This is a genomic window from Cupriavidus sp. USMAA2-4, assembly GCF_001854305.1.
GTDB lineage: Bacteria > Pseudomonadota > Gammaproteobacteria > Burkholderiales > Burkholderiaceae > Cupriavidus > Cupriavidus malaysiensis.
In genome coordinates this window covers 4046831-4059819 of sequence record NZ_CP017748.1, presented here as the reverse complement: position 1 = coordinate 4059819, position 12989 = coordinate 4046831, and the positions used below count along the sequence as shown (strand labels likewise).

Genomic DNA, 12989 nt, shown 5'->3' with positions numbered 1-12989 from the left:
GCCAGGCAAGAATTTCATTGCAAAGGGGCCCAAGTCCGCCGCGCTGGGTTACAATGCCGCTCGGACGGGCCTCCTCGCATGGCGGCGCGGTCAACCTGGTCAGGTCGGGAACGAAGCAGCCATAGCCGTTTTCCGCCAGTGCCGAGGGCCAGGCTCGTCCACCTCCCCCATCCCTCCCGCAGTCCCGCCTTCCGGCAACCTCCCCCGCAACACATTCCAAGCCTGCCCGCCCGAAGTCGCGCTGTGCCGTCCGCACGTCCATCGGATACCGCCGCGGCGGGCTCCGCACGTTCGCAGCGCCGCTCTCGCCACCTGGCGTATCCGGCAAGCCGCCCCAACAGCACTATGGCACTTCCAGCGCCGTTTGCAAGGCGGCTGCCCAAGCGGCTCAGCCGACCGCCTCAGAACAACGAGCCTTGCTGCGGCTGGCGTGCGCCGGCGCGCAGGCGCTCGAGCGGAATCCACTCGCCGTCGGCCGTGGCCACTCCGGCTTCGATGCGCCGCCCCGGGAACATCGGGCCGAGTGCGGCCGCATAGCGCCCGAGCTGGGCGGCATAGTCCGCATGCTCCTGGGGCAGCAGGCGCAGCTTGTAGTCGATGATGACCACGCGCTCCGGGTATTCGACCAGCCGGTCGATGCGCAGCAGCCTGCCGCGCGCATCGTACAGTTCGACCTCATTGCGCGCGCTCAGCGCGCCGCGCCCCGACAGCAGCGCCGCCAGCGCCGGCGCGTCCAGCATCGCGCGCGCGGCATCCACCGCGGCCTGCGCCTGCCGGCGCCACAGCTCGCGCGCCTGCGCGCTGCCCACGCCGGCCAGCGGGAACCAGCGCAGCACCGTCTCCACCGCGGGAACCGCGCCGAACGCATGCGGATAACGCGTCAGCCGTTCCAGCAGCGCATGCAGCAGTTCGCCATGCCGCGCGGCGGCGGCATCGAAGACGATGGCCTCCTCCTGCACTACGTCTTCCGCACCTTCCGCGCCCTCTGCCGCCTCCGCGGTCCCGGCCCGTGCCGCCAGCCGCTCGGCATCGCGGTAGCGCGTGCGGAAGTCCGTGTAGCGCACGGCTTGCGGCGCCGCGCGCGCGCCTTCGCCGGCAGGCGAGGCGCCTTCGCCCGGACGCGCCGCGACCGCCTCGGCCACGCCGGCCGCCTGCAGCCGCACGTACCAGCTGCCCGCGATCTCGGCATCGTTGCCTTCCTCCGCGGCGCGCGCCGCGCGCCCCTTGACACCGCTGACCAGCAGCCCCTGCTGCGCGCGCGTCATGGCCACATAGAGCAGGTTCCAGTTTTCGCGCTCGGCCAGCGCGGCTTCCGTCTCGAACAGCGGCGCGCGGGCGCGGCCGCGCTCGCTGCGCTTGCCGTAGGCCGAGAAATGCCGCGGCACCTGCGCCTGTGGCGGCCAGTCGACCAGAATGCCGCTGCGGTCGGCCGCGGGCTCGCTGTGATTGGCATCGAGCAGCACCACGAAGGGCGCCTCCAGCCCCTTGGCGGCATGCACGGTCAGGATGTGCACGGCGTCCAGCCCCTGGCCGTCGGCGGCGTCGGCCGCGTCCTGTTCGGGATCGTCGCTCATGCCGCCCTCGTCCGGGCTCTCCGTCTCGTCGCCACGCCGGATCTCGTGCAGTTCATCGATGAACTTCGGCAGGCTCGGATAGCGGCCGCCATCGAGATCGAGCGACAGCTTCAGGAAAGCGTCCAGGTTGGCCAGCACCTGCTCGCGGATGCTGGCCGGCGCGGCCTCGGCGTAGCGGCGCCGCACCTCGCCGCTGTGGTAGATGTGGTCGATCAGGTCGTGCACCGGCCGCTGCGGCGCGATCGCCAGCCACCCGCGCAGCCTCGCCACGCCCTCGCCCAGCGCGGCGGAGGCACCCTCGGGTACGCCACCGGCCTGCAGGCGCGCCCACCAGCCGCCCTCGCCCGGCTGCTGCGCGAGTGCGACCAGGTCGTCGTCGGAGGCGCCGACCAGCGGGCTTTTCAGAACGTGCGCCAGGTCGAGGTCCGATTCGGGCGTCATCAGGAAAGCCAGCAGCGCCGACAGGTCGAGCGCTTCCAACGTGGCCAGCAGGCCGCCGCGGCGCGGGCTCAGGCAGGGAATGCCGGCCTCGCGCAGGGCCCGCTCGTAGTCGGGCAGATAGCTCTTGCGCCGGACCAGCAGGTAGATGTCGCTCCAGCGCACCGGGCGCTCACCCGCGTGGTCCTGCACCATCACGGTCGCGCGCAGGCGCTGCAACCAGGCGGCCACGCGCCTGCCTTCCTCGAGGCGCAGGGAGTCGCCACCGGCACTGCGCGGCTCGCGCAGCGTATCGCGATGCCCGCCGGCATCGGCCTGCGCATCGGGCGGCTCACCGGCCTGCGTGCCGGTTTCCGAGCTTCCGTCTTCGCCCGTCTCCGCCTTGCCTGGAGCCGCCTCGGGCTCCACCAGCGGCAGCAGCCACAGCGGACCGCCCTGGCCCAGCAAGGCTGTGGTCTGCGTTTCGTAGAGGGGGTAACGCCCCTGCTCGCGCGCGGCATCGAACACCGCATTGACCCAGTCCAGCACCGCCGGACGGTTACGGCGCGTGCGATTGGTGCGCAGCACGGTGGCGCCGAACTCGCGCTGCAGCATCTCGCGCGCGCTCTCGAACAAGCGCGCATCCGCACGGCGGAAGCGGTAGATGGACTGTTTCGGATCCCCGACCAGGAAAATCGACGGGCGCTGCCCGGTGCCGGCGTAGCCGGCCAGCCAGCCTTGCAGGATGCGCCACTGCAGAGGATTGGTGTCCTGGAACTCGTCGAGCAGCAGATGGCGGTAGCGCGCGTCGAGGCGGACCTGCAGGTAGGTGGCGGTTTCCTCGTCCGCCATCAGGCGCGCCGCCAGCCATTCGAGATCGGCAAAGTCCATCGCGCGCTGCTCGTGCTTGAGCTGCTGGTAGCGCTGCAGCAAGGCATCGCCCAAGCGGTAGACGGCCAGGTTCAAGGCCAGCACGGCCGCCTCGCAGCGGCGCGCGGCCAGTTCGTCGAGCTGCTCGCACAGTCCCGCATGCGCCTGCAGCAAGGCATCCACCATCGCTTCGCCGCCGGCGGCCTTGGCCAGGCCGCTGGTCCGGCGCAGCGCGCGCGGCGCGCCGGCCGCGGTGAAGAAAGCGGCGCGCAGGCGCGCGAAGGCCTGGGCGGCCGGCTCGCCTTCGTGCGCGCCGCCCTCGCGCCAGGCGCGTACCGCGCTGAGCCCCTCCTCGAGGCGCGCGGCATGGTTCTGCTCGGTCTTGCCGCCGCCGCCCAGGCGCGTGGCCAACGCCTGGCCGTCGGCCAGCCAGCCGTCTTCCAGCAGCGCCTGCGCCACCACGTCGAGGCGCGCGTCGTCGCCGAGCTGCTCCGCCAGCGCCAGCTCGGGCGGACCGGCCTCCTGCAGCGCCCACCATTCGCTGCGTGCGTGGAACATGGCATCGAGCCAGGCCCGCGCCTGGAATTCGCCGATGGCGTCGACCAGCGTCTCGTAGGCCTGGCGCAGCTCCGCATACTGCGGCGCGCCGAGCGAGCGCCAGAACGGCGCCCAGGCCTCGCGCCTGAGCCGCAGCGCATCCTCGCGCAACGACGCTCCCGGCACGATGCCGGAGGACAGCGGCGCGCCGCGCAGCAGGGTACCGAACCAGCCGTGGAAGGTATCGATCGCCATGCGTCCCGGCGCCGCCAGCACGCGTGCGTGCAAGGTGCGCGCGCGCGGCAGCGCGGCGCGCGCCTCGGCGTCGCTCAGGCCGCGCAGCCGCAATGCCGCCAGTACCTCGTCGTCCGCCCCCTGCGCGAGCTGGGCAAGGATCTCCAGCAGGCGATCTCGCATCTCCTCCGCCGCCTTGCGCGTGAAGGTGATGGCGAGGATCTCGTGCGGCGCCGCGCCGGCCAGCAGCAGGCGCAGCAGGCGCGCCACCAGCAGCCAGGTCTTGCCGCTGCCGGCGCAGGCCTCGACCACCACCGAACGGGCGGGATCGCAGGCAGCGGCGGTGAACTCGGCTTCGCCGACCGGTAGGCCGTCACGCAGATAGGCATGCACGCTCATCGGATCGCCTCCGGCAGCGCGGTCGACTCCCAGAAGCCCTTGCGGCAAAGGCCGCGCGCCTCGCACCAGGTGCAGGCGGCCGTATCCCCGATGGCGGGCAGCGGCGCGCCGCCGCGCAGGCGCACCACGTCGTGGCGCAACTGCCGCTCCAGCCAGGCGACGGCGGCGTCGAAATCGGGCAGCGCCACTTCGCGCTGGGCGGCCGCGGCCCCGTCCTGCACGCCCTCCAGCGACACCCAGCTACCGCTGACCGCATCGGCACGCAGCAGGCCGTAGAACGGCAACTGGCAGTCTTCTTCCACGTCCCCCACCTTCTTGCGCAGGCGCGCCGCGCTCTGCGTCTTGTAGTCGAGCACGGCATGGCCGCCATCCCGGTGCTGGTCTAGGCGGTCGATGCGTCCGTTCAGGCGCAGCGGCTCACCATCCGGCATGGCCAGGTCGATGCCGGCATCGAGTTCACCGGCGCGCCACCGCCAGCCCTCGGCCTCGCGGCCGGCCTGCCATTCGATATAGGAGGGCTGCACCTCGCACCAGCGCCGGTAGTAGCCGATCGCATTGCCGTCCTCGGCCACCAGCGGCCCGAACACGGCATCGGTGCACTGCCGCAGCAGCGCGAGCCGGCCTTGCGCGTCGCGCGGCTGCCCGCCGCTGTCCTGCAGCTCGGTGTGGTAGCGCAGCAGGACGCGGTGCAGCAGATCGCCGATATCGCGCTTCTCCAGTTCGTCGCTGACCGCGTCGAGCCCCGACAGCCCGAGCATGCGGCCGGCAAAGAACTGATAGGGACAGCGCCGCAGCATGTTGTAGGCCTGGGCACTCCAGCGCGGCGGCACCAGCGCCGGCGCCGCCGGCGCCGGCATGCCCGACGGCAAGGCACGCGTCTCGTGGACCGGGGCCGCGGCAACGGCTTCGATCGGCTCGCCTGCGCGCCGGCAGCAGGCCGAGAGCCGCTCGATCCAGCCCGACACATGCTTCGGTTCGCCGCGCCCGCCCAGGCGCTGCCAGGTCATCACGACCTCGTCGTTGTTGAGCAGCACTTCGGCCAGGTCGCGTGCCTGCTGGGCGAAGCGCACCTCGCGGTCCTCCAGCCCAAGCTCGCGCCGCATCTGGTTGGAGAAGAACATCAGCTCGGCCGCGCTCGACGGCAGCTGGCCATCGTCGCAGCCGACGATCACCACCCCCTCGAAACGCCGCATGCGCGCACCGTTCAACGGCAGGATGGTGATCCGTGCCGCGCTGCTCGCCGAGGGCTCCTTGTAGGCGACTGCCTCCAGCAGCGCGGACAGCATTGCGCGGAACTCGCCCAGGTCCAGCGAGGCTTGCGCGCCCGCCTCGTCCTGCGGCAGTTCGTCCAGGCGCGCCAGGGCGTCGAGCAACTGCTGGCCGGCGTCGTCGCCAGCCAGCGCTGCCCGCATGCCAAGCGCGTCGAGCATGGCGTCCAGCCGCTCCAGCCAGTGCGCGACCGGCCGCTGGGCGCGGCCGCGCGGCCACTGCGCCGCCTCGCCCGAGAGCGCGGCAACCAGGGCGCGTGCGCCCTGGCGCGCCGCCAGCTCTGCTTCGGCAAGGTCGTCGCCGGTAGCCGGGTCGTGCCGCGCCGCGCCGGCGAACAGCTGGGTAAGCCGGTGCCATCCTCCCGAGATGGCATCGCGCCGGATCTGCCGCTCCAGCACCGCGATGGCCGCGCCTCGCGATGGAAACTCCGGCAGGCAGAACGGGCTCTTGAGCAGGTCGAGCAGGGCTGCGGTATCCCCTTCGCCGGAAAGCAGGTCGAACCAGCGCATCAGCGCTGCGGCGGCGCGCGTGGTGGACAATTTCCATCCGGTCTCGTCGCGCACCGGCGCGCCGGCGCGCGCCAGCAGCGCGCGCGTGCGGCGTGCCACCACGCGATCGTGCGCCACCAGGGCCACCTGGCGCCGACCGGCATTGAGCCAGGCCACCAGTTGCTCCGCCGCGGCCGTGGCTTCGTCTTCGAAGCGCGCGCTGCCGATCACGCGCAGGTTGGGACGTTGCGGCGGCAATGGGGGAAGCTCGCCCGGCATGCGCCAGGGCAGGCCCGCGTCCCCGGTGGCCGGGACGCCGACCGCCTCGTCCGCTGCCTCGTCTTCCCCATCGGCACGCGGTGCGCGCGGCACCAGCACGGCTTCGGGCCAGAGTGCCAGCAGGGTCTCGTACCAGCCGGTGATGCCCTCCTCCCCGGACGCCAGCGCGCGCCCCGACCAGTCGTAGCCGATCTCCATCACCGGCACCAGCTCGCCCGCCTCGCGCAGGAACGCCGCCTCGATCGGCTGCGGCGGTGTCGGCCCCAGCCACACCACCGGGCCGGGCACGTGCTCGGCCAGGTTGCGCAGCGCCCGCCGGCGCGCCGGCAGCGGATCGTCCGGCCCCGACAGCGCCTGCCAGAAGGCCAGCACGATGCGCGCCTCCTCCCCCAGGAAACGATCGCTCAGGTGCGCGTAGGTCCGTTCCAGCGCGCCCTGCAGCAATTGCGCGCGGTCGTCGCCCAGGATGTCGTCATCGTCGCGCACCGCTTCGTCTTCGAGCCAGCGCGCGCTCAATTCGTCGCAGATGGACAGCAATGTCTGCGCCAGCCCCCAGGCCGCCCCCTCGGTCTGCGCGCCGAAGGCGCGCCGCAACCATTCCTGGCCGCGCAATGCCTGCTGTACGGCGAGCAGCCGCGCGGCCGCGCTGCGCACGGGCTGGGCCTCCGGCGGCAGGTCGAGCAGCCAGTGCCCGAGCGTCAGCACGCGCGGCAGCAGCCGCGGCGCGCCCGCGGCCCGCGCCGCGGCGTCCAGCGCGGCCCTCACGCCAGGAATCTGCGCGGCCGTCGGCACCAGCACGTGGGCGCCGGCGGCCTGTCCGCAATGGTCGAGGAAGTGCCATACCGAGGCGCCGGCCTGCGCCAGGAAGTCGGGACCGGGGCGGAAATGCAGGGAAATCATCGGCTCGGGCGCTCCCGCGCACGGGCGGAGGGAGCAGGGGCGGTGTCGACAGACGGTTCAACCGCCGCGGCCCGCAGGCGGCGGCGGATGCGAACGGAACAGGAGCGGGCGGTGCCGCAGCGCCTCAGCGACCGTCCTCGACGCGCGCGCGGATCTCTCGTGCAGTCTCGAGCAGGCCCTGGTAGCCGCTGCGCGCATGCTCGGGGAGGTCGGGGTCGCCGACCAGGGCGCCCAGCGTCTCGATGATGCTGTAGATCAGGCCCCTGGCGGCGCCCGCGGCAATGCTCTCGGCCTCCACCGCACGATCGATGTGCGCCAGCGCGTCGCTCATCTGCTCGACGGCAGGCGCCTCGCGCGATTCGGACTCGGAGGGCTTGCGGGAATCGGTGTTCATGGTGATGACCTTGTCAGTTGCCGGAAAGCGGCACGGCGGCGATCGCCGCAGTGCCCCTTTCACCATTCTACGCTGCGGCGGCCTGCCCGCGCGTGCCGGGTACACCACCGCGCCGGCACTGCAGCCTCAGGTCGATTGAGAGAATCTGTCACGCCCATAGCGATAATGTTTGGCACGATCTGCCATATCGGGGGCAAAATGCGCAGCATGCCGCCACGCACGGCCGTGCGTGGCGGTGGCCGCTGCAGGCAGGTCTTGAATTCGCGCCAACTGGTAACATATTGGCGCTAGCGGCCCCCGCGACGGTGCCGGCAACGGGCCAGCCTTCGTGCGTAATGCGCTCCGCGCGCAACGCGCCGTGGCATTCTCGTGTAAGGTAGCGGTTCGGCTCATCCAGCCATCGACATAAACAAGAGCGAAACCAGAGGTTTTCCGCCATGAGTGAACAAATCAAGTATGTGAGCGACGCCTCCTTCGATGCCGACGTCCTCAAGTCCGACAAGCCCGTGCTGCTCGACTTCTGGGCCGAATGGTGCGGCCCCTGCAAGATGATCGCCCCGATCCTGGACGAAGTGGCCAAGGACTATGGCGACAAGCTGCAGGTCGCCAAGATCAACGTCGACGAGAACCAGCAGGTGCCGGCCAAGTTCGGCATCCGCGGCATCCCCACGCTGATCCTGTTCAAGAACGGCTCGGTGGCCGCGCAGAAGGTCGGCGCCCTGTCCAAGTCTCAGCTGACCGCCTTCCTGGACGGCAACCTCTGACATACGTGGCGGCCGACGCGTAAGCGTTCCGGCCGCGGCCATCTGCCTGCGTGCGCGCGCCTGTCTGGCGCGCCGGCAGCTTTGTGCTAAGATGGCGCCAACAACTTCCCCGAGCGTTCGCTCATTTCCTCCCCCCTTCTGGTTCCTGCCCGTCCGGGCACCCGTGTAACCCCTTGTCTATGCACCTGACAGAACTCAAATCGCTTCACGTGTCTGCCCTTCTCGAGATGGCCGCGACCCTCGAGATCGACAACGCACAGCGGATGCGCAAACAAGAACTGATGTTTGCGATCCTGAAGAAGCGCGCCAAGATGGGCGAAACCATCTACGGAGACGGCACCCTGGAAGTCCTGCCGGACGGCTTCGGCTTCCTGCGCTCGCCCGAGACCTCCTACCTCGCGAGCACGGACGACATCTACATCAGCCCCTCGCAGATCCGCCGCTTCAACCTCCACACGGGTGACTCGATCGAAGGCGAGGTACGCACGCCCAAGGACGGCGAGCGCTATTTCGCGCTGGTGAAGGTGGACAAGGTCAACGGCCAGCCTCCGGAAGCGGTGAAGAACCGCATCATGTTCGAGAACCTGACGCCGCTGCACCCGAACCGGCCGCTCACGCTCGAACGCGACATCAAGGCGGAAGAAAACATCACCGGCCGCATCATCGACATGATCGCGCCGATCGGCCGCGGCCAGCGTGCCCTGCTGGTGGCCTCGCCGAAGTCCGGCAAGACCGTGATGCTGCAGCATATCGCCCACGCCATCGCCAACAACCACCCCGAGACCGACCTGTTCGTGCTGCTGATCGACGAGCGTCCCGAGGAAGTGACCGAGATGCAGCGCTCGGTGCGCGGCGAGGTGGTGGCGTCGACCTTCGACGAACCGGCCATCCGCCACGTGCAGGTTGCGGAAATGGTGATCGAGAAAGCCAAGCGCCTGGTCGAACTGAAGCGCGACGTAGTGATCCTGCTGGATTCGATCACGCGCCTGGCGCGCGCCTACAACACCGTGGTGCCGGCCTCCGGCAAGGTGCTGACCGGCGGTGTCGACGCCAACGCGCTGCAGCGCCCGAAGCGCTTCTTCGGCGCCGCGCGCAATCTCGAGGAAGGCGGTTCGCTGACCATCATCGCCACCGCGCTGATCGAGACCGGCAGCCGCATGGACGACGTGATCTACGAAGAGTTCAAGGGCACCGGCAATATGGAAGTGCACCTGGAGCGCCGCCTCGCCGAGAAGCGCGTCTACCCGTCGATCAACCTCAACAAGTCCGGCACGCGCCGTGAAGAGCTGCTGATCAAGCCGGAAATCCTGCAGAAGATCTGGGTGCTGCGCAAGTTCATCTCGGACATGGACGAAGTCCAGTCGATGGAGTTCATCCTCGACAAGCTCAAGGCGACCAAGAACAACGCCGAGTTCTTCGACATGATGCGCCGGGGCGGCTAAGCTTCAGCCGATGCCGTGCCCAAAAGAAGCGTGCTCCGGCACGCTTTTTCTTTTTGGGCCGCCGGCCTGCCAACCCTGACGCTCCGCCATGCTCGACCGACTGACCCGCTTCCTGCGCTCGCGCTCGCGCGAACGCAAGCTCGCGCACTACGCCATCCCGGACGCACTCTGGGTACAGACGGTGGCGGCCCTGCCCTTCGTGCGGCGCTACGGCCCGGAGGACCTGGCAGCGCTGCGCGAGCTGGCCACGCTGTTCATCGCCGAGAAGGAGTTCTCCACCGCTCACGAACTGCAGCTGAGCGACGAGATGGTGGCCAGCGTCGCCACGCAGGCCTGCGTGCCCATCCTGCACCTCGGTATCGAGTGGTACCGCGGCTGGCACGGCATCGTGCTGTACCCCGGCGAGTTCGTCATCCGCAAGACCGTGGAGGACGAGATCGGACTGGTGCACGGCGTGGTCGAGGAGGCTGCCGGCGAGGCCTGGGAACACGGCCCGGTGATCCTCTCCTGGCCGGACGTGAGCAGCCCCGGCGCCGGCAGCGCGGCAGCCGGCGACGAACTGGACGACAGCTACAACGTGGTCATCCATGAGTTCGCCCACAAGCTCGACATGCTCGACGGCGAAGCGGACGGCGTACCGCCGTTCTCGCGGATGCTGCACCCGGGCATCGACCGCGAGGCCTGGGCGGAAGTCTTTCTCGACGAGTATGAACGCTTCGCCGAAGCCTGCGACGCTCAGCCGGCGCGGGCCTGGAAACGGCCGGAGCGCCTGCCCGCCGCGCTGCGCGCGATAGACCCCTACGGCTGCGAAGCGCCAGGGGAGTTCTTCGCTGTAGCGTCCGAGGCATTTTTTGTAGACCCCGCGGGGCTGCTGCGGTACTGGCCCCGGGTCTACGCGCAGTTGGCCGCCTTCTACCGGCAAAACCCCGCTGGCGCCTGATGCAAGATACCTTCGCCCTGGCGGCGGCAACGCGCCGGCACTATCATGGATTCCTTGCCCCGGCTCTTGTTTTTCTGCCATAATCACGGTTTGCCCGTTATCGGCAAGTGGTTCGTTCGCCGCAAGCGCTTGGCAACGCGCGCCAGGCAGCGCACGGCAAGACGGACTGGCTACCCAAACTGAAAGGAATCACCATGAAAGAAGGCATTCACCCCAATTACCGCGAAGTCGTCTTCCTCGACGTGTCGAACGACTTCAGCTTCGTGACCCGCTCGACCATCCAGACCAAGGACACCATCACCTGGAAGGACGGCAAGGAATATCCGCTGGCCAAGATCGAAGTGTCGTCGGAATCGCACCCGTTCTACACCGGCACCCAGAAGATCATGGACACCGCCGGCCGCGTGGAAAAGTTCCGCCAGAAGTTCGGCAGCAAGCTGGGCAAGGCAGCGAAGTAAGACTGCGCTTCCGCTCACGTTCCCGGCAGCAAGGCGCTTCGCCGTCTCGGACCGCATCATGTCCCGGCGCCGGGCAACGCAGACAAAAAGGCAGCGTCGGCTGCCTTTTTGCTTTCCTGGCCCCACGTCGATCGAGCCCGCCGCGAGCATGACCCCTTGATGAGCCAAGCCAAGACCTCACGCGTCCAACTGACCGCAGCAGCCACCGGCACGCTGCCGCGCGCCTTGCTGCTGGCGATCTGCATCATCTACGGCCTGACCGGCCTGTTCGGCCGCGATCCGTGGAAGAACGAGGATGCCGCGGGGTTCGGCGTGATGTGGCAGCTGGCCACGGGGAGTACGCAGGACTGGCTGATGCCCAATATCGTGGGCCGGCCCTACAGCGAGGACGGCCCGCTGGTGTTCTGGGTGGGCGCCACCATGATCCGCCTGTTCGGCGGCTGGCTTGGCGCAGCCGACGCCTCGCGCCTGGCCACTGCCCTCTTCTACTTCGCCACCTGCGCCTTCACCTGGTACGCCACCTACCTGCTCGGACGCCGCAGCGAAGTCCAGCCTTTCGCCTACGCCTTCGGCGGGCAACCGGACGCGCGCGACTACGGCCGGACCTTGGCGGACGGGGCCCTGCTGATCTTCCTGGCCTGCGTCGGCCTCGCCATGCGCGGCCACGAGACCACGCCCCAGGTGGGTCAACTCAGCTTCATCGCGATGAGCCTCTACGGCCTCGTGCGCAGCCTGGACAAGCCGGTCCAGGGCAGCCTCTGGCTCGGCCTTGGACTCGGCGCGCTGACGCTGGCGAGCGGCCCGGTGCTGCCGCTGGTCCTGCTGGCGGCCATCGCGGCCGGCGGACTGGCCTGCCAGCCGCTGCCGCTCAAGCGCCTGGTGACGATCGGCCTGCCGCTGGCCCTGGCGCTGGTGGCGGCGTGGCTGGCCGCCACCTACCTCGGGGCAGCCGCGCGCGACGATGCGGTCGCCTTCATCCGGGAATGGGCACGCTACGACCGGCGCACCTACGGCCTGCCCAGCGTGCCGGTCCTGAGCTTCCTCGGCCGCAACCTGTTCCTGTACACCTGGCCAGTATGGCCGATCGCGGCCTGGTCCTGGCTGGCCTGGTCGGGCATGCGCCGCGCACCCCACGTCGCCATCCCGCTGACGCTGCTGCTGCCGCTGCTGTTCCTGCTGTTGCTGCTGCGCTCGGCAGGCGATATCCAGTTCATCCTGGTGCTGCCGCCGATGGCGGTGCTCGCCGCCTTTGCGCTGCCGACGCTGACGCGCGCCGTGATCAACGCAATCGACTGGTTCTCGCTGCTGTTCTTCACTATCTTCGGCAGCTTCGTCTGGTTCATGTGGGTCGCCAAGACGACCGGCTGGCCACCACGCGTCGCCGCCAATGTGTTCCGCCTGCTGCCCGGCTTCCAGCACCAGTTCACAGTCAGCGCGGTCCTCTGTGCGCTGCTGGTGACGCTGGCCTGGATCCTGATCGTGCGCTGGCGTCTGTCGCGCGCGCCGAAGCAGATCTGGCGCCCGGTGGTGATCTCTGCCGCCGGCACCACCCTGATGTGGGTGCTGGCGATGACCTTGTGGCTACCATCGATCAATTACGGCAAGACCTATCGGGACGTCGCGCAGGCCGCCTCGATGGCCCTGCCCAGCACCTACCGCTGCGTGCAGCCGATCCGTATGGGCGATGCCCAGCTCGCCTCGTTTGCCTACTTCGGCCACCTGCGCTTCGGCGGGCCCGGCGATGGCTGCGATATCCTGCTGCGCTACGATCCCATGGACTTCGGCGAGCCGACCAGCATCTCGCATTTCGAGTGGCGCCTGATCTGGGAAGGCCGCCGCCCCGCCGACCGCGACGAACGCTTCCGCATGTACCGGCTGGTGGATCTCAGCCAGGCACAACCGCCCCGGCCGGCACTGCCCCCTGGTACCCGGCGCCTGCCACGCTGATCGGGCAGCCCGGCCCTGCGTCGGGGCTCCGCGCCCTCCGGCCGCCCCCATCGCCTTAACCTTCGCCTCGCTGCGCC

Annotated in this window: 7 protein-coding genes, 1 other RNA gene and 1 pseudogene; 6 read left to right on the top strand and 3 right to left on the bottom strand. The window is 69.8% G+C overall.

What is annotated here, in order from left to right; genetic code table 11:
- Positions 1-63 precede the first annotated feature (63 nt).
- Positions 64-162: signal recognition particle sRNA small type (gene ffs / locus BKK79_RS18075), an RNA gene on the top strand.
- Positions 163-401: 239 nt separating this feature from the next.
- On the opposite strand, the gene BKK79_RS18070 is transcribed toward ffs, so the two are convergent.
- From BKK79_RS18070 to BKK79_RS18060, 3 genes are all read right to left on the bottom strand, one after another.
- A complete protein-coding gene (locus tag BKK79_RS18070) occupies positions 402-4031 on the bottom strand; it encodes a UvrD-helicase domain-containing protein (protein WP_071038177.1) in 3630 nt (1209 codons plus the stop codon).
- Positions 4028-6967, bottom strand: coding sequence for a PD-(D/E)XK nuclease family protein (locus BKK79_RS18065; RefSeq protein ID WP_071038176.1), 2940 nt, complete (start codon positions 6965-6967; stop codon positions 4028-4030). The genes BKK79_RS18070 and BKK79_RS18065 overlap by 4 nt, the downstream gene beginning before the upstream one ends.
- Before the next feature lie 124 nt (positions 6968-7091).
- Positions 7092-7361 carry a hypothetical protein gene (locus tag BKK79_RS18060; protein WP_071014021.1) on the bottom strand — a complete coding sequence of 90 codons (270 nt, stop codon included), beginning with the start codon at positions 7359-7361 and terminating at the stop codon, positions 7092-7094.
- A gap of 419 nt (positions 7362-7780) precedes the next feature.
- Here BKK79_RS18060 and trxA point away from each other — a divergent pair.
- The 5 genes and pseudogenes from trxA to BKK79_RS18035 form a co-directional block, all read left to right on the top strand.
- Positions 7781-8125: pseudogene (gene trxA / locus BKK79_RS18055) on the top strand (thioredoxin TrxA); the annotation flags it as partial.
- 179 nt (positions 8126-8304) lie between these two features.
- Positions 8305-9567, top strand: coding sequence for a transcription termination factor Rho (rho, locus tag BKK79_RS18050; protein WP_071014025.1), 1263 nt, complete (start codon positions 8305-8307; stop codon positions 9565-9567).
- 88 nt (positions 9568-9655) lie between these two features.
- A complete protein-coding gene (locus tag BKK79_RS18045; RefSeq protein ID WP_071014028.1) occupies positions 9656-10507 on the top strand; it encodes a M90 family metallopeptidase in 852 nt (283 codons plus the stop codon).
- A gap of 194 nt (positions 10508-10701) precedes the next feature.
- Positions 10702-10965: a type B 50S ribosomal protein L31 gene (locus tag BKK79_RS18040; RefSeq protein WP_071014031.1), complete on the top strand. Its 264-nt coding sequence runs from the start codon at positions 10702-10704 to the stop codon at positions 10963-10965.
- A gap of 159 nt (positions 10966-11124) precedes the next feature.
- Entirely contained in the window at positions 11125-12912 is a 1788-nt protein-coding gene (locus BKK79_RS18035; RefSeq protein WP_071038175.1) for an ArnT family glycosyltransferase, read from the top strand.
- The last annotated feature ends 77 nt before the right edge of the window (positions 12913-12989 follow it).